Source organism: Candidatus Chlorohelix sp. (assembly GCF_037138995.1).
Lineage (GTDB): Bacteria > Chloroflexota > Chloroflexia > Chloroheliales > Chloroheliaceae > Chlorohelix.
In genome coordinates this window covers 55,730-76,560 of sequence record NZ_JBAXHI010000003.1, presented here as the reverse complement: position 1 = coordinate 76,560, position 20,831 = coordinate 55,730, and the positions used below count along the sequence as shown (strand labels likewise).

The window sequence follows — 20,831 nt, the reverse complement described above, 5'->3', positions numbered from 1 at the left end:
ACATGCCTCAAGTCTTTTGCTATACTTGGGGCATGTCTGAACAAACAAGCAACGAAAAACCAACCAAAGTAGAACCTGTAACCTATGACTTGCGCGGGGTAATCGCCGGAATCCGGCGCACTTTTCCCGTGGGTATAAGTATATTTGCGTATGGACTGATTTTCGGAGTGCTATCCGGTCAAGCGGGTTTGCACATCTTCGAAGCCCTCTTAATGAGCAGCCTAGTTTATGCTGGGTCGGCGCAATTTGCGGTACTAGGCATGTGGATTGCGCCTTTACCTGCTGCCAGCATCATTATCACCACCTTGATTATCAACTTGCGTCACGTTTTGATGGGCGCAGCCCTCTATCCTTGGTTCTCCCAAGTAAGCCCCCTTAAACGCTACCTCACCGCCTATCTCATGACTGATGAAAGCTGGGCTTTGACTATGGGCGAATATATGAACGGCAGACGCAACGCCGGTTTTTTGCTGGGGAGCGGCATCGTAGCCTTTATAGCTTGGAATAGCTCTACTATAGCGGGGCAACTGCTAGGAGGTGTGGTGCAAGACCCTGCTAAATACGGCTTAGATTTTGCCTTTACCGCCGTTTTTATCGCTCTGTTGTTGGGACTATGGCGAGGAAAAGGAGATTTATTGCCGTGGGGAATAGCAGCGTTGGTTGCAATCGTTGTCTCACAGGCATTGCCGGGTAAATGGTACATATTGGCAGGAGGGTTTGCCGGAAGCCTTATGGGAGCATGGACGTATGGACGTAAATCTTGAAGTTTTCCTGATAATTCTAGGCATGGGACTGGTAACATATGCCACTCGCAGCGGCGGTCTCTGGATGATGGGGCGAATAAAACTTTCGCCGCGAGTTGAGGCGGGTTTGCGCTATGTGCCGGGCGCAGTTTTTATTTCAATGATTGCTCCCGCCCTTTTTACAGGCGGTTTGGCGGAATTGGCAGCGGGGATACTGACCGGGGCAATTGCGGTGCGTACCCGTAACCTGTTGTTGGCAATGATAATCGGGGTTTTAGCGGTTTGGCTGTTTCGCCAAGTTAAATAGGTGGAATTATGAAGCTACCGGATTTCAAACTGGAACGCTATTTCGCCGATTGGGAGTTCAAAGCCTCCTATCTGCTCTGTTCTTCTGACCTTGAGTCTATGTCAATAAAAGATTTGCTGGCTTACGAACCGGAAGCAGCAGAAGAAATGCATGGGCTATGGCTGGGCTATACCGAATCTGCGGGAAATCCTGCGCTTCGAGCCAGTATCGCTGGTTTATATCAACAGATTGAGCCTTCCCAAACGCTGGTTTTTAGCGGAGCGGAAGAAGCCATCTTTATTTTCATGAACGCGGTGCTAGAAAAAGGCGACCACCTTATTGTACATTACCCCTCATACCAGTCACTCTTTGAGATAGCGGACGCAATCGGCTGTGAGGTTACGCGCTGGCAAGCACAGGAAGAATCGGGCTGGAGTCTGGATTTAGATTTTCTGGAAAGCTCTATTCGCCCGAATACGCGGGCAATCGTAATCAACTGTCCGCACAACCCTACCGGTTACTTGATGAACCGTTCTGATTTCGAGCGTCTCATTGAAATAGCGCGTCGCCACAACATGTTACTATTTTCGGATGAGGTATATCGGTTACTGGAATACGATTTGCAAACCCGTTTGCCTGCCGCCTGTGACCTCTACGAAAACGCCGTTTCACTAGGGGTAATGTCCAAAGCCTATGGGCTGGCGGGTTTGCGAATCGGTTGGATAGCTACTCAGAATCGCGAGATATTCAAACAAAGCGCATCTTTCAAGGACTATACAACTATTTGCAATAGCGCACCGAGCGAATTTCTCGCCACGCTTGCCCTTCGGCACAGCGAGAAAATTCTAGCGCGAAATGTGGGAATAATTCAGAAGAATCTGCCACTACTTGACCGCTTTTTCGAGCAATGGCAAGATTATTTCCAGTGGCAAAAACCGCTTGCCGGACCGATTGCCTTCCCCCACTTGCAAAAGGACTTGCCAGTGACCGATTTCTGCCGCAAGTTGGTAGAAAAAAAAGGCGTTTTGCTGCTCCCCGGCACGTTGTACGATGGAAATAGCAATAATTTTAGGCTTGGTTTTGGACGCAAAAATATGCCCGAAGCCCTGCAAAGGTTGGAAGATTTTCTTAGAGAGTTATAGAGAGGATTAAGATGGGACAACGCATTGTACAGGTAGATGCTTTTACCGATATACCTTTTTCCGGCAATCCCGCCGCTGTATGTGTATTAACTGCACCACAAGAAACCGAGTGGATGCATAATGTGGCACGCGAAATGAATCTGTCCGAAACCGCTTTCCTCCTCCCAGAAAGTGACGGTTATCGTCTGCGTTGGTTCACTCCCACGCTTGAGGTGGATTTGTGTGGGCATGCCACTCTTGCCAGCGCCCATATACTTTGGCAAGAAGGGCATCTTAAACCGCAAGAGCAAGCTAAATTCTATACCCGTAGCGGCTTGCTCACCGCCAACCTTAAAGGCAACTGGATTGAGCTTAACTTTCCGCTTGAACCTGCCGTTCCGGTTGCAAATCCGCCTGATTTCGCCTCGATTCTCGGCGGTACACCTCTTTTCGTAGGGCAAAATCGCATGGATTACATTGTTGAGCTTGACTCTGAAGAAGCGGTTAGGTTGCTCAAACCCGATATGACCGCGCTTGCGCGTATCGAAACACGCGGAATTATAGTAACGGCGCGTGCCTCGGCTAACTATGATTTTGTATCGCGCTTCTTTGCGCCAGCCTCCGGCGTAAATGAAGACCCGGTTACAGGGTCGGCGCATTGCTGCCTTGCTCCATATTGGCAAGCAAAGCTCGGCAAAAGTGAATTTATTGCTTATCAGGCTTCCGCACGCGGTGGAGTGGTGCAAGTCATAGTGGAAAGCGATAGAACCAGACTACTTGGCAAAGCAATCACCGTGTTACGAGGCGAACTGGATTGTTAACAACTGCAAAGCCGGGTTAACTGCCCGGCTCTTTTTTATTTCTGCTTTTCACCCGCCTCTACCCTTTTCTTACAAATACCATCTCTTTTCCCTACCACTAAAAACCCGATTCTGTGGCTTTAAACTCAAGTTGGCAGTAAATGGCAGTAATTTTCCAGTTTATAACAGCCCAAAACCTGTAAATGACAGGTCTATTAGAGGTATGGTGGTAGTAGAAAAAGAACAAACGACAAGCAACAGACAACAAAGAATAAACGAGGTAAAGCGATGAAAACCATAATAATACAAGCTTTTGAAATGATGCAGCCCCACATCGGGGAAGCAATCCGAAAAGTTACCTTCTACCCGGCAATGCGAGCAATCGTTCCGGTAGAGGTACACGGAGAAGAAAACCTAACTAATCTGGATAGCCCGGTAGTATTCATCGCTAATCACTCCAGCCATCTGGATACGCTCTCAATCTTGAAAGCGCTACCGGGCAAGCAACGACTTCAAACCAAAGTCGCCGCCGCCAACGATTACTTCTATAGCAACGGTTGGAAAGGCAAGTTGGTCAGCACCCTGTTCAATTGCATCTCATTTTCTCGAAAAGGCGATGGTTGTTTTACCAGCCTGATGAAAACTCAACACCTGTTGAAAGACGGCAAAAACATTTTGATTTTCCCGGAAGGCACTCGAAGCGTTGACGGGCAATTGCACACCTTCAAAAAGGGTGCGGCTCATTTGGTGAAACACAGCGGCGTGGCGGTAGTACCTATACACCTCGAAGGCACTTTTGAGGCAATGCCAAAGGGCGCACGCTTCCCTCGCCACCATCATATCACCGTAATTTTTGGCGAACCGATGCGCTTTTCCGAAACTGCCAGCACAACAGAAATCAACATCGCGATGGAGCAGCAGTTACGCCGAATGGCGGGCGTAGAAACAATTGACACTCATAATCGAGCAGCTTAAAAGGCTAGGTACATAAATGTTAAAGCAATTTGGCGGCATTTATTCTATAAAACCATGGTGGCAAAGACGCTTGAAAGGCATAGAAGATGCTCTGGTCAAGCGAGAGGTTCACCCGGACTATGTAACCCTGAGTGGTGTGGCATTTGCAGGGTTAGCGGGAATAGCCCTTTATTTTTCGGCTCACTGGTCGTGGCTGGCGTTGGTAGTAGCCCCGCTGGTCATTGCCCGGATTGCGGCGAACGCCCTAGATGGATTGGTAGCGCGTCGCACCGGCAAGGCTCGCCCATGGGGTGAGCTTTACAACGAATTCAGTGACCGAGTTGCCGACTTGCTGGTATTGGTTGGGCTGGCTTTGAATCCGCAAGTAATCGTCCCACTGGGATGGGGAGTGCTGGTATTGGCGCTGTTGAATAGCTACCTCGGCACGGCTGCAAAAGCTGCCGGAGGAAAACGGCAGTTTGGCGGATTACTGGCTAAAGCCGACCGCATGATTTATCTGGCGCTATTCTCGCCTTTTGTCGCCTTCTTTGGAGCAACCGCTTGGAACTGGCTGCTGGTGGTCTTTGGCATCGGAATACTGATTACTATCGTACAGCGATTTCGTTGGAGCTACCGGGATTTGAACCCGGCAAAGGATGGACAGAAATGAAAGCGGAAATTGTGACAAACCCGCTCGATAATCCGGTTATAATCCCGGTCATAACGGTACTGACCCTCTTGTTTAGTCTAGGTGGTATGGCTCTGGCGTTGGTTAGTTTGAGGCAAAAGCAACTTGAAGTAACTGGTGGTGGAACAATTGCTGCCGGACGCACTCCTCGACATGTGCTGTGGCAGCGTTACCGCACGTGGCTCATCATCGCCTTTGTTTATGGTGGCGCTGCGCTTTGTGGAGCGCTAACCACCGCCGCGATGGTAGCTTTCATTATCTGGCAGGGAATTGCCGAATACGCAAAGTTGTTTAGCCTGCCGAAAATGCACCAATATCTCGCGGTGCTATGTGGTTGGTTAACACTAATACTGGTGTTGGTTGGGGGTTCTACTGAAATAGTTATCGCGCCCGCCATCGCTTTCTTCTTCTGGGCATTTGTGGCATTGCTGCCCCTGAAGGGGGAACACGAACTTAAAGAACGTTTTATGGCAGCCTCAAGCGGGTTCTCGGCTTATCTATATGCAGGATGGCTTCCAGCGCATCTCTTAGCGCTCGAAACCGGACAAAGACCCGGCTTAACCCTCGCAATAGGGCTTGGCGTAGCGTTGAGCGATATAGGCGCATTCTGCGGCGGCAAAACGCTGAGAGGTCCCAAACTTTCTCCTAAACTCAGCCCAAACAAAACATGGGGCGGGGTAGTCGGTAACTTGATGGGGGCAGGAATTGCAATCGCGCTATTCTCTTTCGCTCTCACCGGAATGGCTTGGTGGTTGCTTTTCCTGCTTTCGTTAGGAATTGCAGTCGGTAGTGTATGCGGCGACCTATTTGAATCATTGCTAAAGCGGCAAAGTGGAGTAAAAGATGCGGGCAATTTCCTTCCCGGCTTCGGAGGGTTGCTCGACCGGATAGATAGCTTGCTATTTGTAGCTCCCCTAGTTTTCTACCTGTCAAGGTTAGAAACACTCATCGGTCTTTAATCAATAAAATTTCAAGAGAAAGAGGCATCAAAATGACAACCTTTAATACTAATACAGTTAACCAACCAAAAGCGAATGAAGTTGAAGTGCGAAAACCGGGCTTTTTTGGAAAAATTAAATGGGCAGTGGTGAAAGCAGGGTTCTCCACCTTCGGGCGTACCAGCAAAGGCGTTCGCCTTGGTTTCCGCTACGGCTTCGATAGCGGCAACATGCTTGACTACGTGTATGTAAATAAAGCGCACGGAACATTGCTAGTCGGTAAACTGGTGGATCGCTACTACCTGAATTCAATAGGTTGGAGAGGCATCCGGGCGCGGCGTGCAGTGCTGAAACAAATGCTGAAATCTGAAATTGAAAAAAATCGCGCTGATGGAATCAAGACTCGTATTCTCGATGTTGCAGCCGGACCCGGTCGCTACCTTCAGGAGCTATTGCAGGAAATCGGCGAGGAAAAGGGCGATGTCGAAGTGTTGTGCCGCGACCTCTCGCTGGCAGGTGTCACACAGGGCGCACAACAGGCACAGGAAGCCGGGATTAAGCACATCCAGTATGAACAGGGCGATGCGTTCAATCCCGCGCCTACAGATGCCACGCTTGGGTCTGCACCAAATGTAATCGTAGTTTCAGGGCTGTACGAATTGATGCTAGAGGATGAAATCATTCGCACATCGCTCAAAACCTTGTACAAATTTCTCGCTCCCGGCGGGGCAATCTTTTACACCGCTCAGAATCGCCACCCGCAGCTTGAATTTATCGCCAACGTATTACCAAACCGGGATGGCATACCGTGGGTAATGCGCTGCCGCCCGGTGGCAGACATGGCTACATGGGGGCGAGAAGCCAGTTTCAAACAGGTCGAAAGCAGAATTGAGGAAGTCGGGCTGTTTTCGGTAACAACCGGGCGCAAATGAACAATATCTGACGTTAATCACGTCCATTCCACATCACTCATCCCCTGTGAATAGTCACGCACAGGGGATTTATTATTTTATGAGCTGCATATAGCTCAGCGTGATAGTATAATTCCAGCATAGTTTTTTTTAGATATATTGCTCAAATCTACAATAAAGCCTCAAAGGAGGAATCATGTACGCGATTCAAATAGAAACATTTGGGGGACCTGAAGTTCTAACCTATAAAGCAGTACCTAATCCTACTCCCAAAGCCGGAGAAGCGCTTATCAAATTGGCAGCCAGTGGCATAAACTTTATAGATGTATATCATCGTACCGGGCGCTATCCCAATAATCTGCCCCTTATACCCGGTCAGGAAGGCGCGGGCGTGGTAGAAGCAGTTGGAGAGGGCGTAACCGAATTTAAAGTCGGTGACCGGGTAGCTTACACTAATGTTCCCGGTAGTTATGCCGAACATGCGGCTGTACCCGCTTCAAAACTGGTTCCGGTTCCTGACGGAATGGATTTTCGCTATGCAGCAGCGGCAATGTTGCAGGGTATGACGGCGCACTATCTATGCCACACCACCTATCCGGTTAAAGCGGGAGATAATGTATTGGTGCATGCCGGAGCAGGTGGGGTCGGTTTGTTATTAATCCAGATGTGTAAAATGCGGGAAGCGCGGGTATTTACTACCGTATCAACCGAAGAAAAGGCGGTTCTGGCTAAAGAAGCGGGCGCAGACGAAGTTATTCTTTACACTTCACAGGATTTTGAAGCCGAGATTAAGCGGTTGACCGAAGGAGCAGGGGTAGAAGTTGTTTACGATGCAGTGGGAAAAACCACTTTTGATAAAAGCCTTAACTCGCTCAAACAATTTGGTTATCTGGTTTTATACGGCGCATCCAGCGGCGCTGTCCCCCCAATAGACCCTATTATCCTGATGCGCGGTTCGTATTTCCTGACTCGCCCTACGTTGGGACACTATATCGCCGATAGAACTGCGCTGCTTTCTCGCGCCGGAGATGTGCTGACTTGGGCGCAATCAGGTAAATTAAAGCTGCGGGTAGAGCATACCTATCCGCTATCACAGGCAGCACAAGCACATATTGATTTGGAAGGACGCGCCACTACCGGGAAACTTGTGCTAATACCGGGCAGCTAACCACTTCTTTTAATATAATGCCCCCTCTGAATGAGAAGGGCATTATATATCTGCAACTAACAGAAAAATGTTAGAGCTTTTTAACCGCCAGTGTCACTTTTGCACCTTTATCCAACTTAACTCCGGAGGACGGATTTGTACCAAGCGCATCGCCTTCTTTAAGGCTGTTCCAAGTATCAATCGCCACCAAATCGCCGGGGAACTGACGTTTTATATCGTCCAGATTCCACCGTACTACCTCAACCGTAAAACCAGCATCCTGCAACAGTTTGAGTGCCTCCGCTTCTTTCTTACCAACCAAGCCGCTTGGAACCGTCACCATCACTTTAGGAGTGGGACTAACAGTAGGTGTCGGTGGCACAGGCGTGACAGTCGGTGGTACAGGCGTTGCAGTAGGCAACGGTCCGGTACTGACAAAGATTTTGATAACGGCGCTGCGCGGCACTTTTACTCCCGGACCTCCTTCAGGGTCGGTTTTGATAACCGCACCGGGACCAATCGAATCGCTAGGTTGGTCAACCCGTTGCGTTTTCAAGCCATAAACCTCAATGGCTTTTTTGGTATCTTCATAGGGAGTATTGACAAAACGCTGCGGCAATTCTACCGCATCCACCCCTTGACTGATAACAAGGTCTATCTTTGCGCCCTTATCAACCTGCGCTTTGGGCGCAATAGACTGGCTTATTATTTTTCCACCATCAACCTTATCATCAAACTGGGTTTTGGTTGTGCCGAGTTGCAAACCGGCTTCTTTCAGAACAATCTCAGCCTCATCCAATACCTTATTTCTAACATCCGGCACGGCTACTTTCGCCACCGGTCCTAATGTTGGGGTAGGTATTACTAGTTTGGGAGTTGGGGAAGGTGTTACTGTTGGAGTAAGGACAGGCAAGAGAAATTGGAAGAACAATACCACCAAGCCAGCTAACATCACCATTAACAAGCCGCCCACTACCCATGGTACGCAACCTGAGCTACGCTTCGAAAAAGTGTCTTCATCATAGCGGTCTTCTGCCGATATAGAGCGTGAAGATTGGGTATTATATCTACGCGCCAAATCTCCCTGATTATCAATATAATTATTAGGTTGGTAATTGCCCTGCCCGGTAGTAGGACGGCGGCGCATTTCCTGATTAGGGTCGTAACCGCTACCCTGCGCGTACGCCGAATAAGCCTCCGGGTCTGACGGGCGGCGTAATGGGGGCTTGGGCGGAGTTGGCGAGGCAAAATCTTCTTCCACTCTTGCGTTGGGAGGGCGATTACCCGGAGAACCGGGAACACGCGGCACTGCCATTGTACCCATCTCGCTTGCCTTCGCAAATTCCTTGAGCGCCTGCGTAAAAGCAGTAGAAGACTGAAAACGAGCGGTGGGATTCTTTGCCAACGACTTCAATACCAGTTGCTCAAGCGGCACCGGAATGTTCGGGTTGAAGCGGCGCGGCGAAGGTGGCGGTTCTTCAATATGCTTTAGAGCCAACGCCACCGGACTATCGCTTTCAAATGGAATGCGCCCGGTTAACATCTCATATAAGACAACCCCGATTGAATATAAATCGCTTTGTGCCATTGCAGGCTTACCCTGTGCTTGCTCCGGAGAGAAATAATGCACCGTACCGAGGGTAAAGCCAGTTTGGGTTAATGTAGCGTCACCCAAACCTTTAGCAATACCAAAGTCTGTAACTTTTATATCCAAATCAGTAGTTAGCAGTATATTTTGAGGCTTTATATCTCGATGAATCAGTCCTTTGGTATGGGCGTAGCCGATTGCATTGCTGATTTTAATGGCAAATTCAACCGCTTGATTAACCGGTATAGGTGAGTTACTGGTTATATAATCTTTAAGGCTCACTCCTTCGATATATTCCATTACGATGTAATGAAAATTACCGTCTTCGCCTACGTCATATACGCTTACAATATTAGGGTGGGTCAAAGAAGCGGCAGATTGGGCTTCACGGTTGAACCGAGATAAAAATTGTTGATCGCTGGAAAAGCTTTCTCTTAAGACTTTAACAGCAACTGTACGGTTGAGCTTATGGTCTAGCGCCTTGAAAACAACCGCCATGCCGCCGTCGCCAATTTTGGCTATCAATTCATAACGATTATTAAGGGTTCTTTGAGCCTGCGTCATGAGGTATATCCTCTTTCAGCCTGATAATTTGTTTAGCTAAATGCTACGTCATTATACAATGTTTGGTGGTGGACAGATAAATAATTGCCAAAATTGCTACCCAACATTATATATAACGCAGTGTAGCGGGTTTGAGTTCCGAACTACTGGCGCAGGTATTCACCCGGCAGAAAAACCAGCCTTACCAGAAGTTCATCGCTATCGTTAAAGACCCCGTGTGGTAACGGAGGCGACACTGCCACACTGTCATATATTCCAGCTTTTTGAAGCTTTTCCACGCTCCAAAAACGTGCTTCCGCAATATTTTTATTTCTATAGACATTTTAAATGTCAAGTGATTTTCAGCACAAATCTTATTGATTATAGCATAGCTCAAGCCCGGTTCAGCCTGTGGTATAATTAACGCAAATTAGAAATGGAATTTTCCATCATAGCTTGGAAAGGTTGGTAGTTGTGTCCTTTAAGCAGAATCGGCGGTATGTAGCACATGGACGCATGCCTCAGAAACGCACTGGAAATAGTGGTCTTTATAGCATTAACGTAAAAGAAGATGGATATTTTATTGATTTCACCGAGCATGCCCTGATAATGCGAGAAGGCGCACGCACCAGTCGCGACCTTGAACTTCCATATTATTACATCAATAAGGCTTATTTCAATACTAAAAGAATGATAGAGTCGGTTGGCTTCTCAGATGAAGGCGAGCATCTCGAACTCTATGTGCAATATGCACGCTTGCCTTTCCTTGACCCACGCTCTTTAGAATCTTTGCAAAAGGAAGTAATTACCCGGATGGAAAAGGCACAGGTCGAGTTAGTAGAGAAACGCGACCAGCAAGCTATGTATGATTTAATGCTGTACGAGCTTTGCGACCAACCGATTACCTATTTGAACTATTCACCTGAAACTCGCCGTTTTCAGGTTAAAGCCAGAGCGCCTTTTCCGCCAATCATAAGCTCCACTAATAATACCCAAAAAAAATTGCAGGCAAATTTCAAAGATTACGAAGACCAACTATGCTCACAAGCGGCATTGTACCTTGTCAAAGCTGCCGAGATGTTGCCCGGAATTGATACACTAGAAGTAGTGCTGGTTCGGATGGATTATGAGCCTGTTGTAGGAGTAAGCCTTGCTCCTGTAGATACGCATACACGCCCCAGCGGATTACGCAAATTCGGTCTAAGAGAAAATTCAACCCCCTTTGAAACAGAAAAAGACCGGAAAAAACGCGAAAAAGAAGAAAAGAAGCTGGAAAAACAACGGAAAAAACAGAATCCCGGTGAATTTGCGATGAATCAACGCGAACCCAGTGACGAGCTTTTTGATGGAACACTTAGCTATGAATCGGTATTGCTCTCGGCACAAGTACCACGCCAAGAATTTGCCAATCTCATCCGTAGCAAAGTCAGTTATTCCGCCCGCAATGCACTGGAACAATTTGAATTGCGGCTGAACGGTGATGAAAATGAGGGCACTTTTGCTCCAGTAGAACCATTTTTTGTGGTTTCCTGATATTAATATTGACAGTTCTTATAAACTTTAATATAGTAATTGGCGCGCCGACTTAGCTTAGCTGGTAGAGCAGCCGATTCGTAATCGGCAGGTCATCGGTTCGATTCCGATAGTCGGCTTAGTGGTAATGTGACACTATCTGTAATGAAAACACTGCGAGTTGTTACCTTTTTAATGGCAGCAATGGTTGGGCTGCTATTTTTTATCCCCATTCAAACGCAAGCCAGTTCGCAAGTATTCCCGACTGAAATAAATATAACCCTCAATCGTGCCAAGCCCAATTTCCCTGATAATATTGTTTTCGAACTTAATGCTACTAATAACAGTCCTTTACGGTTTTCCAAGTTAGAGCTAAATTTTAGGTTGCAAGGAGAGGTTGCCACTAAAGTTCGCAGCCAGAATCTCAATCCAGATACATCCTTGATTTCAGCCAATTTCATTCTTGATACCCAGAAAGAATTCATCCCACCCGGCGTTCATATTGGCTATTACTGGACGCTCTACACCGCGTCTAATGACCACTATGATAGCCCTTCGCAAGAATTTATTGTCAACGATGAACGCTTTCCTTTCAAAGAATTGAGCAGCGGCTTTATTACGGTGCGCTGGTACGAAGGAAATAACTCATTTGGACAGTCTATATTGAATAAAGCAAAAGCTACAGCGGATAAGCTTTTCAACCAGTACGGCATCAAAGCCAACAGCCCAATCCTCATTCACGTCTATCCTGACCAGCGCACTCTCTATACTGCGATGCCTCCCAATTCTGAGGAGTTTGTAGGGGGGCAGGCTTATGTAATATATGGGGTAACTTCCTTGCTAATTCCACCCGGAGATAACAAGGAAATCGGACGTAGCGTGCCGCACGAAATCAGCCACCTGATAATATATCAGGCAACCGCAAATCCTTATAATATGCTACCCCTATGGTTGAATGAAGGGTTTGCAGTTTACAATCAGGATGAGGTGGAGGGTTTTCTGACCGAATCCTTCCAGCGAGGGGTGGATAAACGCACCCTGCAACCGCTTCGCACCATAAACGGGCGATTTCCCAACGACCCGGTATTATTTTACCAGTCTTATGGCGAAAGCTTAAATGCGGTGAAATATATCGTGGAAAAATACGGTGAGGCTAAATTGGGGCAATTGCTGGTTGCCTTCAAAAACGGCGTTAGCTACGATGAAGCGTTTGTCTCGGTATTGGGCATCTCTACCGATGAGCTTGATAGGCAGTGGAGGCTCTCACTCGGTTATCCTGTTTCCGAAGTAAGCGCGGTTGCAACCACTCCAACTCCTATTATTGTCCCACCCACACGTATCCCGATTACCCCCATAGAAGTTGTTACCGTACCTACTACCAGCAATATCGGTAATCCCACAGTAGGATTCTTGCCTGATATTTCCAAAAGCAGCCCCATCTCCAATTCGTCCACCAGCGCGATTTCTGCAAATCCAGAGCCAAATAACACGCTGCTAATTGTTCTAGCAGCCACCGGGATAGCCGCTACTCTGGTCACAATCACCTTGAGCGTTGTGTTGGTACTCCGTAGAAAACGATAAAAAAAAGGTGGCTTTCGCCACCCTCGCTTTTTATCTATAACTCGTTAAGCTTTGCCCAAAGTGTTTTTGTATAGCGCAATATCGGCTTCTACCATCATTTTCGCCAAACCTTCAAAAGTGACGGCAGGCTTCCAGCCCAATTTCTCATGTGCTTTGGAGGGGTCGCCTACTAACAAATCAACTTCGGCAGGGCGAATAAATTTCTGATTTATATCTACATAGTCTTCCCAATTCGGCAATCCGGCGTGCCTAAAAGCAAGTTCCACAAACTCACGCACTGAATGAGTCTCGCCTGTAGCGATTACATAATCATCAGGCTCGTCTTGCTGTAGCATCAACCACATTGCCTTTACGTAATCTCCTGCAAAACCCCAGTCACGCCGCGATTCCAAATTGCCCAGATATAGTTTCTTGTCCAACCCCAGCTTGATACGCGCTACACCATTGGTAATCTTTCTGGTTACGAACTCAAGACCGCGCCTTGGCGATTCATGATTGAAAAGGATGCCGCTCACCGCATACATATCGTAACTCTCGCGATAGTTAACGGTAATCCAATGACCATAAACCTTGCTAACACCATAGGGCGAGCGGGGGTAAAAAGGAGTGCTTTCTTTTTGAGGCACTTCCACCACTTTACCAAACATTTCGCTGCTGCTTGCCTGATAGAAACGTACCGGCTTGTCTGAAAAGCGACAAGCTTCTAGCATTTTGGTTACACCAATAGCGGTATATTCCCCGGTTAGCACCGGTTGTTGCCAGCTTGTAGGCACAAATGATTGTGCGGCAAGGTTATAAACCTCATCGGGTTGGGAAGTTTTAATCGCGCTTATAAGGGAGAGTTGATCCAACAAATCCCCATCCAGAAACTCTACTTGATTCATTAGGTGCTGGATACGCTCATCAATTATAATACTGGTACGGCGCAACAATCCGTAAACCTTGTAATCTTTTTCGAGCAGATACTCAGCCAAGTAACTACCATCCTGCCCGGTAATACCGGTAATCAAAGCAGTTTTCGTCAAAACACCTTCCTCCGTTGCATTTTACTTTCTGTTTAACAGTGGGTTAAATAATAACAGCAAAATCGCAAAAACGCCAACCTGTATTAAAAATGGTTGGAAGATTACGATGGTTTGGTATGAAATTGTGCTTAATCGAAGGATTCAAGGAAAGGGTGCAAGTCTTTAATGGAACCCAACACAGGGATATTAGCCGACAGACTCTTGATAAAACGCGCTCCATAACGCTGGCGCACAATACGCTCATCGCAAACTACTATCACACCCCGGTCGTTTTCCTGTCGCATCAGCCGACCTGCCCCCTGCCGAAAAGTGATAAGCGCCATCGGCAGCATAAATTCGTTAAAGCTACTACCACCGCGAGTGTCAATATCTTGATTGCGGGCGTTAATAATGGGGTCATTTAATTGGGGAAATGGTAATTTATCTATAATCAAAAGCCGCATTCCGGGTAAATCTACCCCTTGCCACCAACTGCGAGTGCCGAATATAACTCCGTTAGAAGTATCCTGAAAATTCGAGATTATACGCTGCATTTGCGACTCCCCTTGCCGGAAAAGGGGGCGTTGTGGGTTCAGGCGGAATTCTTCGTGGTCATTCAGCCTTCGCCAAACATAATCCAGAGCAGCATAACTGGTAAACAGCGCCAATATTCTCCCATCTGGAACTGTGTTAATCAGTTGGGCTATTTGCTCAGTCAGCGTGGCATAGGTTTTGCCGCCGTTTGCACCGTTATTTTCGGTGCGTGGGAAAAACAGGCGGACTCTTCCGGCATAATCAAAAGGACTAGGTACAATCAAAGTGTCGGCGTTGTGTAGCCCTACCCGCTTCTTGAAAAAGTCAAAGTTCTGCCCGTCTGAAAGCGTAGCGCTGGTAACAATAACCGTATTTTCATTGAACCATTTTTCAAGATAGCCACTTACATCAATTGGCATTGCATTGATGGCATAGGCAGCGGCATCAGAGCGGCGGCGGGGTTCAACCGGATTATAGCTGAGCCTTTCTGCGTAATACACCAAATTAGGGTCGCCGATAGCGCAGATTTTCTCCAGCCTTTCCGCCAGCGATAGCCCTTGTTTTGCCATACGCTGCAAACGCGCCCCTTCCTCATCAGTTTTGGGAGGCACGGCTCGGATTAAAGCCGCTAGACCCTTGATATCATCTGCCAACGTTAACCCAGACGGCATTTCGGTTTTTAGCAAGCGCTTGTTTTCATCTTCATTACCGCCCGAACTCTTAAAACGATTCTGCTCGGCGGGTAAACTCCATAGCTGTATAATTGCTTGCTGCAAGCGTTCGTAGTTAGTGCGGGCAGTTTCAATTCGAGCGGTAGCTATTTTGGTGGCAGTTTTAACCGCATCGCTATTTAGAAAACGACGACAAGCGCCAAGCGTTACGGTTAAGCCATTCGCTTTGGTAGCATTATCCTCAAAATTATGACCTTCATCAATTACATAGAAAGCATATTGACCCGGAATAATCATGCCCTCGCTCTGAATATCAAGGGTAAGCAGGGAATGATTGGTTATAACTACATCGGCTTCTTCAGCTTCTTCGCGCATTTTGAAAGCGTAGCAACGGCTGAATTGTGGGCATTTTTTGCTCAGACAATCTTCACTGGTAGCGCTCAGCAACGCTCTGGTATCAGGCGGCACATCAAAGGGAAGTTCTTCAAAATCACCGTTAAATTCGCTTCTCGAAGCAGCAGCAGCGTAGCGAATAACTTTAGCTGCAATCGGATCAACCGCGATTTTGCCCTGCTCTTCATCGGCACTATGCCAGCAAAAATAATTGCTTAAACCTTTGAGAGTGACCCATTTGATTGGGCGTTTACCCTCTTCTTTAAGCAATTGAGCTACAACCGGAACGTCTTTTTTGGAAATCTGATCTTGCAAAGGTTTGTGGCTAGTAGCAATTAAAGAGCGAGCGCCTTTTTCAGATACCGCCATAAGTGCGGGTAGCAGATACGCCATTGATTTGCCGACCCCGGTACCACCTTCTACCACAAGGCTCTTACCAGTTTCAATCGCCGCTCCGGTTGCAACAGCCATTTGTTGTTGTCCGGCGCGCTGGCGATAATTGGATAGATAGCGGGATAATTTTTCGAGCAAGCGTAAAAGACGCTCTTCGTTCACGTCTGATCACCTTTGTTGGGGCGAATAAACCCTTAACATTCTGCCGCGCACCAATTGGGTTGCGGTATCCACGAAGACTTCAAGGTTCATCCCGGTTAGTTCCGCCATTTCGGAGACAGTGCGGGGACCTGAAACCAGATACCGCAAAATCCCCCAATGCTGAGGCAGAATGGTAACATCATTATCCGAATCCTGATTCACTCCTAGAATATAATCGGGACCGGGAATTTCACGGGTAAATTTGCTTCGAGGCTGAGAAGTTATTGGCTCTGACTTTAAGGAAGCAAGTACAGGTTGAGCTTGCTGGGGGTTGGGCTTCTGGGCTTGCGGTTGAGGCGGTAGCTGTTGGGGAGCAATCGGCGCGGCTTGAGCCAATTTCGTCGCTTTTTGTTCTTCCATATAAACCGCAGAACGCACCTGCAATACCGGCAATGAAATATTGATGGTTCGGGTCTCTACCGGCAATAAATCAAAAGAAAAGAAGCCTTCTTCCCAACCAAAGAGCGGTAATAAAGCATTCAAACCTCGCTCGGTTTCAGACCAAGCATCTACTACCTCACCCTCTTTAATCAAAATCTGGGCATAGCGATCATACTGGGCTAACGTCAGATGTCCAGTAACTTTTTGCAAGTTTAATGCCGATAATATTGTATTAAGGGTGAATACTTGCAACTGCCCATATAGAGCTGTTGACCGCCCTGAAGCCATTACCTTCCTCTTTACCCCAGATCTGATTGGACAAATTTGGATAAAAAGCTTTTACCCAACAGTAGCTTAGATTACTCGAATAAGATTATAGCACTAATGAACTAAAGGGTAAAGAATAATTATTACCCCATAAATATAGCCAAACAATCATAAAAAAGGTTTGTGTTTGGCTTAAATAGAAGGTTTTAAAGTTCTAGAATCTCCATATCGTGTGGTAAATAAACCATTTTCTTGTGACCGTTACCCAAAGGACCTATTTCTTGCAATACCTCGACATGCGGGCAAGCTGTAACATCAGAATGATGTATAAGTAAGGTATTATTAGCCGCGATTGAGTGTGCTAATTCACGATATTGATTTGAATTAAGATGAAGGGTTACCTCGGCAAGACCCTCGTCATCACCGCAAAAAGTGCATTCCATCAAAACATAATCTACGCCTTTGGCAAACTCGACCAGTTGCTTACAAGGCGCAGTATCACTGCTGTAAACGAAAGTCTTGCCATCCGGAAAGGTTATTTTGGTGGCAACGCTAGGCACTGCATGAACCATTGGAGAGGTGCGTATCGTAAAATTTATATTTTGTAAAATTAGTTCGTTTTCGTAACCTGCCAAGGAGTGAAGCTCGATTTGGAACTGTCGAACCGGACGCGAACGCAAATTCCAAAGATCGAGAAGTGTCTCAACCGCTTTCATTGCCGAAGGCAAGGCATATATATGCAAAGGCAAGTCCCGCCCTTCTACCCACAGACATTCTATTAGAGATGGCAAAGCATATATGTGGTCAATATGGTGGTGGGTAATCAGAATATGCTCAAGGCGGTCACGCTCTACTCCTAATTTCAGCAACTTACGGTAAGGAGTACCGCTGCAATCAATCATCAGATAAGAACCATTGGATTCTATTAGTAATGAGGTGTTATCTTGAGTTTCAGAGGGAAGCGCAGAACCTGTACCTAGAAAAATGACTCTGCCCATATCCTATACTAACCTATAGCCTTTCTAGCAGATGTCTCTCTTTATTTATTCAGAACCTGCAACGGCAAACGAATTTTCGTAAACTTTAGCCTTCAAGTTAGCGATAATAACAAAGCCGTTAAACAGCGTCAAACTTAGCGCAAGTTTTATAACCCGTATTATCTCAATTCTCCAGTACATTTTCTATGATTTTAATCACAATGTTACCAAGCATTTCGATTTTGCCATTTCCTGACTTATTGACAGTATCGGTATATCAGATTATCGCACTTAAGAGCTATTTTGCCATTAAAGTTGTTGGCAAGGGTTTGTCCAGTAAGCCCACATCCAAATAGCTCATTAGAACGGCAAGGATGTCTGAGACGCTATAAGTTACTGCAATTTTTTTTAGCTAATCTTGGTTGTTTGAAGGGACAAAACCTGCATTTTGACAAACGTTTCATTGGTAATAACTATAGGAACATACTGAAATCGTGGTTGTGTCAATATGCGTTTGGAACAAATTCAGCACAGATATTAAATCTGAGAGAGTAAAAGTAAATAATGGTAAAAAAAATTAACAAAAAATTTACCGAAATTTAAGTCTTAAAGGCAAAATTCTAGAGATAAGGGTATTCCAGCCTTACAATATGTAGTGTATAATTATACATAACAATAATTTCAGCATATTCTAGTTTTTTTAACGTTCCTTTCATGCAGAATACCAGAAATTCTCGCCAAATTAGCTGCATGGTTAGCTAGATTTAGTCATACTTACAATCTTTATATAATTTCTATTTTTGTTAGTCTTTCCCTGAAAAAGGAATTATCCTTTCCACAAATACTGGGCGTACCTCAGTCATATTACTTATTAGCCGATTAACAATTTACGAAACTTTCGACTAGTGAGTTTGGAGGCGCAACGAATTCGGTATCGCCGTTGATACCTAGATAAGCGTCATTTTGAAAGGAGCAATATGTCACATTCACCATATAAACTGGCACAGGGTGAGTTAGTTTGCCCTATCTGTAATATTCTTATGGGACCAAAACGGTTGGCAAAACCCACCGATTATGGATACTGTACCTTCTGTGAAGCCGATATTAAAAAACGACAGCAACGAATGCTCCGCGAGGGGCGTTACAATTTGCTGGCAAACCGCAAAGAAGTATTACTCCCCATTTCAACCCCTCAAAGCGGTACATGCGGAAGACACGAATGTGGTCAGGTTTTAAGCCACGCCCAAATTGTCAAGGGGAACAAGTTCTGCTCAAGGCGTTGTGCTGCACTTGCCCGAAACAACCAACCAAATCCCAAAACTGTCTGGTCAGATAAGAAAGCTAGTTAAGCTTTTTTGACAGTTTGAAATTCAGAGGGGTCAGGATTAACCTGACCTCTTTGCTTATAGCTTAACAGAATGGCTAAAATCACAGCAGCATTAAACCTGATTCGGATTAGTATGATTGCCCATTTTCCGCTTTGGCAACGCCTACATCTCCAGCGTAGAGTTCGATTTCTATTGACTTTTAGATAAAAAAGAGTAGGATTACTCCTACCTAAAACTTGGAACCATAGGCAAAAGCCTGCCTGCCCATCTTTATTCCCTTTCAATCCGGCAGACCGGCATCAAAAGGAGTTTTTTCAATGACCCAAAATAAAGCACGGACTCTCGGCGAATTGCGGACTAGCGGGTATCAATCCCGGTCTGTAAAAGAGGAGATGCGTCAGAACCTAATAAATAAACTACGCAAAGGTGAAGATATATTTCCCGGTATTGTCGGATATGAAGAAACAGTTATACCACAGATTGAAAACGCTATTCTCAGTGGGCAGGATATTGTTTTTCTGGGCGAACGTGGGCAAGCTAAAACCCGTATTGCACGCAGTTTGATTAACCTGTTAGATGAAGAAATGCCTGCTATCAAAGGAGCGGACTTAAACGATGACCCGCTTAATCCGATTTCGGCGGTAGGCAAAAGCCTTGTTGCTGAGCTTAGGGATAGCGCCCCTATCGAGTGGATTCCCCGCAATCGTCGTTATGGCGAAAAGCTTGCTACCCCTGATATAACTATTTCTGACCTGATCGGTGAAGTTGACCCTATCAAAGTAGCAGAAGGGCGCTATCTTTCCGATGAAATGACCATCCATTACGGACTCATCCCTCGCACAAATCGTGGCATCTTTGCAATAAACGAACTACCCGACCTAGCGGAACGTATTCAGGTGGGTCTTTTAAATATTATGGAAGAGCGCGATGTGCAGATTCGAGGTTATAAAATTCGTCTTGACCTCGATCTCTTTGTAGTTGCCAGCGCCAACCCCGAAGATTACACCAATCGCGGGCGTATAGTTACACCGCTAAAAGACCGCTTTGGTAGCGAAATCCGAACCCATTATCCGCGTACAATCGACCATGAAATTAATATTATCGAGCAAGAAGCCGCAAAATTCAAAACTGAAAACGTTGAAGTGATAGTACCGCGCTTTATGAAGGAAATAGTAGCTGAAGTAACACATCTAGCGCGGCGTAGCCCTGATATTAGCCAGCGTAGCGGTGTTAGCGTGCGTGTATCGGTAAGTAACTACGAAAACCTAGTAAGCAACGCTCTAAGACGCGCTATAGTATTAGGGGAAAAGGCGGCTGCGCCTCGCATTAGCGATTTGCATGCCCTGATAAGCAGTACCGCCGGAAAGGTGGAATTGGAAACTATGGGCGATAACAAAGAAGAGCGCGTTATTGAAAAGTTGGTGCAAGGCGCTATTCTTAACACTTTCAACCGCAATTTTGGAGTCAGCGATTTTGAGCAGATTATTCGAGGCTTCGATAGCGGCTTGAATATGGAAATTTCCGAATTGATGCCCTCTATGGAATATGTACATCAAGCTGCCGAAAGCCCCGAACTAAAACGGGCTGTTGCTAAACTACAGGCACAGGGTAGCCCGGTAACAGTCGCTACGGCAGTAGAATTTGTACTTGAAGGCTTGCACCTGAACCGTAAGCTAAATAAAGATCGTAATGAGGGCAAACTTCGTTACCGTCGCTAACAGCCCTCTAGTTGGATAAAAGCAAGAAACCCCTAGCCGGAATGGTTACAGGGGTTTCTTTATTTATACAGACTAACGACACAGCTTTAATTTTTTCGCCTCTAACTGACCAACTAAAGAAGAAGCCTCATTCTTGTCAATTACAGACATAG

At 46.3% G+C, this 20,831-nt stretch carries 19 protein-coding genes and 1 tRNA gene; 14 read left to right on the top strand and 6 right to left on the bottom strand.

Features of this window, described 5'->3' with window-relative positions; translation table 11 throughout:
* Positions 1 to 32: 32 nt before the first annotated feature.
* The 9 genes from WCK19_RS02565 (at position 33) to WCK19_RS02525 (ending at position 7,609) form a co-directional block, all read left to right on the top strand.
* On the top strand, positions 33 to 764 hold the full coding sequence (locus WCK19_RS02565; RefSeq protein ID WP_342395786.1) for an AzlC family ABC transporter permease: 732 nt from the start codon (positions 33 to 35) through the stop codon (positions 762 to 764).
* Complete coding sequence (locus tag WCK19_RS02560) at positions 748 to 1,050, top strand: AzlD domain-containing protein (protein ID WP_342395785.1); 303 nt, start codon at positions 748 to 750, stop codon at positions 1,048 to 1,050. The genes WCK19_RS02565 and WCK19_RS02560 overlap by 17 nt, the downstream gene beginning before the upstream one ends.
* An 8-nt stretch (positions 1,051 to 1,058) precedes the next feature.
* On the top strand, positions 1,059 to 2,171 hold the full coding sequence (locus WCK19_RS02555) for an aminotransferase class I/II-fold pyridoxal phosphate-dependent enzyme (RefSeq protein ID WP_342395784.1): 1,113 nt from the start codon (positions 1,059 to 1,061) through the stop codon (positions 2,169 to 2,171).
* Positions 2,172 to 2,182: 11 nt separating this feature from the next.
* A complete protein-coding gene (locus WCK19_RS02550; RefSeq protein ID WP_342395783.1) occupies positions 2,183 to 2,971 on the top strand; it encodes a PhzF family phenazine biosynthesis protein in 789 nt (262 codons plus the stop codon).
* Between the two features lie 267 nt (positions 2,972 to 3,238).
* Positions 3,239 to 3,925: a lysophospholipid acyltransferase family protein gene (locus tag WCK19_RS02545; RefSeq protein WP_342395782.1), complete on the top strand. Its 687-nt coding sequence runs from the start codon at positions 3,239 to 3,241 to the stop codon at positions 3,923 to 3,925.
* A 16-nt stretch (positions 3,926 to 3,941) separates the two neighbouring features.
* Positions 3,942 to 4,574 (top strand): CDP-alcohol phosphatidyltransferase family protein, encoded by a 633-nt coding sequence (locus tag WCK19_RS02540; protein WP_342395781.1) that lies wholly within the window; start codon positions 3,942 to 3,944, stop codon positions 4,572 to 4,574.
* Positions 4,571 to 5,551 (top strand): phosphatidate cytidylyltransferase, encoded by a 981-nt coding sequence (locus WCK19_RS02535; protein ID WP_342395780.1) that lies wholly within the window; start codon positions 4,571 to 4,573, stop codon positions 5,549 to 5,551. The genes WCK19_RS02540 and WCK19_RS02535 overlap by 4 nt, the downstream gene beginning before the upstream one ends.
* 32 nt (positions 5,552 to 5,583) lie before the next feature.
* Positions 5,584 to 6,462, top strand: coding sequence for a class I SAM-dependent methyltransferase family protein (locus WCK19_RS02530; protein WP_342395779.1), 879 nt, complete (start codon positions 5,584 to 5,586; stop codon positions 6,460 to 6,462).
* Positions 6,463 to 6,637: 175 nt separating this feature from the next.
* The gene (locus WCK19_RS02525; RefSeq protein WP_342395778.1) at positions 6,638 to 7,609 is read left to right on the top strand and encodes a quinone oxidoreductase; all 972 of its coding nucleotides are present in this window, start codon (positions 6,638 to 6,640) and stop codon (positions 7,607 to 7,609) included.
* Positions 7,610 to 7,679: 70 nt separating this feature from the next.
* On the opposite strand, the gene pknB is transcribed toward WCK19_RS02525, so the two are convergent.
* Both pknB and WCK19_RS02515 read right to left on the bottom strand, forming a co-directional pair.
* Entirely contained in the window at positions 7,680 to 9,740 is a 2,061-nt protein-coding gene (pknB, locus tag WCK19_RS02520; RefSeq protein ID WP_342395777.1) for a Stk1 family PASTA domain-containing Ser/Thr kinase, read from the bottom strand.
* A gap of 143 nt (positions 9,741 to 9,883) precedes the next feature.
* Positions 9,884 to 10,018, bottom strand: coding sequence for a hypothetical protein (locus WCK19_RS02515; RefSeq protein ID WP_342395776.1), 135 nt, complete (start codon positions 10,016 to 10,018; stop codon positions 9,884 to 9,886).
* Positions 10,019 to 10,193: 175 nt separating this feature from the next.
* Here WCK19_RS02515 and WCK19_RS02510 point away from each other — a divergent pair, with 175 nt between their 5' ends.
* From WCK19_RS02510 to WCK19_RS02500, 3 genes are all read left to right on the top strand, one after another.
* Positions 10,194 to 11,252: a hypothetical protein gene (locus tag WCK19_RS02510; protein ID WP_342395775.1), complete on the top strand. Its 1,059-nt coding sequence runs from the start codon at positions 10,194 to 10,196 to the stop codon at positions 11,250 to 11,252.
* 46 nt (positions 11,253 to 11,298) lie between these two features.
* Positions 11,299 to 11,371: transfer RNA gene (locus WCK19_RS02505), tRNA-Thr, on the top strand.
* Positions 11,372 to 11,396: 25 nt separating this feature from the next.
* Entirely contained in the window at positions 11,397 to 12,812 is a 1,416-nt protein-coding gene (locus WCK19_RS02500) for a peptidase MA family metallohydrolase (RefSeq protein ID WP_342395774.1), read from the top strand.
* Between the two features lie 44 nt (positions 12,813 to 12,856).
* Here WCK19_RS02500 and gmd read toward each other — a convergent pair whose 3' ends face one another.
* The 4 genes from gmd to WCK19_RS02480 form a co-directional block, all read right to left on the bottom strand.
* On the bottom strand, positions 12,857 to 13,837 hold the full coding sequence (gene gmd / locus WCK19_RS02495) for a GDP-mannose 4,6-dehydratase (protein WP_342395773.1): 981 nt from the start codon (positions 13,835 to 13,837) through the stop codon (positions 12,857 to 12,859).
* Between the two features lie 128 nt (positions 13,838 to 13,965).
* Positions 13,966 to 15,969: an ATP-dependent DNA helicase gene (locus WCK19_RS02490; protein WP_342395772.1), complete on the bottom strand. Its 2,004-nt coding sequence runs from the start codon at positions 15,967 to 15,969 to the stop codon at positions 13,966 to 13,968.
* A gap of 6 nt (positions 15,970 to 15,975) precedes the next feature.
* A complete protein-coding gene (locus WCK19_RS02485; protein ID WP_342395771.1) occupies positions 15,976 to 16,677 on the bottom strand; it encodes a DUF4388 domain-containing protein in 702 nt (233 codons plus the stop codon).
* Between the two features lie 185 nt (positions 16,678 to 16,862).
* Positions 16,863 to 17,654, bottom strand: coding sequence for a ribonuclease Z (locus WCK19_RS02480; protein WP_342395770.1), 792 nt, complete (start codon positions 17,652 to 17,654; stop codon positions 16,863 to 16,865).
* A gap of 956 nt (positions 17,655 to 18,610) precedes the next feature.
* Here WCK19_RS02480 and WCK19_RS02475 point away from each other — a divergent pair.
* Positions 18,611 to 18,982, top strand: coding sequence for a hypothetical protein (locus tag WCK19_RS02475; protein WP_342395769.1), 372 nt, complete (start codon positions 18,611 to 18,613; stop codon positions 18,980 to 18,982).
* Between the two features lie 296 nt (positions 18,983 to 19,278).
* Positions 19,279 to 20,679 carry a hypothetical protein gene (locus WCK19_RS02470; RefSeq protein WP_342395768.1) on the top strand — a complete coding sequence of 467 codons (1,401 nt, stop codon included), beginning with the start codon at positions 19,279 to 19,281 and terminating at the stop codon, positions 20,677 to 20,679.
* Positions 20,680 to 20,831 lie beyond the last annotated feature (152 nt).

Excerpts from the sequence above, each read along its gene's own strand:
- WCK19_RS02565 (WP_342395786.1), top strand. The coding sequence starts at position 33 with ATGTCTGAACAAACAAGCAACGAAAAACCAACCAAAGTAGAACCTGTA.
- WCK19_RS02560 (WP_342395785.1), top strand. The coding sequence starts at position 748 with ATGGACGTAAATCTTGAAGTTTTCCTGATAATTCTAGGCATGGGACTG.
- WCK19_RS02555 (WP_342395784.1), top strand. The coding sequence starts at position 1,059 with ATGAAGCTACCGGATTTCAAACTGGAACGCTATTTCGCCGATTGGGAG.
- WCK19_RS02550 (WP_342395783.1), top strand. The coding sequence starts at position 2,183 with ATGGGACAACGCATTGTACAGGTAGATGCTTTTACCGATATACCTTTT.
- WCK19_RS02545 (WP_342395782.1), top strand. The coding sequence starts at position 3,239 with ATGAAAACCATAATAATACAAGCTTTTGAAATGATGCAGCCCCACATC.
- WCK19_RS02540 (WP_342395781.1), top strand. The coding sequence starts at position 3,942 with ATGTTAAAGCAATTTGGCGGCATTTATTCTATAAAACCATGGTGGCAA.
- WCK19_RS02535 (WP_342395780.1), top strand. The coding sequence starts at position 4,571 with ATGAAAGCGGAAATTGTGACAAACCCGCTCGATAATCCGGTTATAATC.
- WCK19_RS02530 (WP_342395779.1), top strand. The coding sequence starts at position 5,584 with ATGACAACCTTTAATACTAATACAGTTAACCAACCAAAAGCGAATGAA.
- WCK19_RS02525 (WP_342395778.1), top strand. The coding sequence starts at position 6,638 with ATGTACGCGATTCAAATAGAAACATTTGGGGGACCTGAAGTTCTAACC.
- pknB (WP_342395777.1), bottom strand. The coding sequence starts at position 9,740 with ATGACGCAGGCTCAAAGAACCCTTAATAATCGTTATGAATTGATAGCC.
- WCK19_RS02500 (WP_342395774.1), top strand. The coding sequence starts at position 11,397 with ATGAAAACACTGCGAGTTGTTACCTTTTTAATGGCAGCAATGGTTGGG.
- WCK19_RS02485 (WP_342395771.1), bottom strand. The coding sequence starts at position 16,677 with ATGGCTTCAGGGCGGTCAACAGCTCTATATGGGCAGTTGCAAGTATTC.
- WCK19_RS02480 (WP_342395770.1), bottom strand. The coding sequence starts at position 17,654 with ATGGGCAGAGTCATTTTTCTAGGTACAGGTTCTGCGCTTCCCTCTGAA.
- WCK19_RS02475 (WP_342395769.1), top strand. The coding sequence starts at position 18,611 with ATGTCACATTCACCATATAAACTGGCACAGGGTGAGTTAGTTTGCCCT.
- WCK19_RS02470 (WP_342395768.1), top strand. The coding sequence starts at position 19,279 with ATGACCCAAAATAAAGCACGGACTCTCGGCGAATTGCGGACTAGCGGG.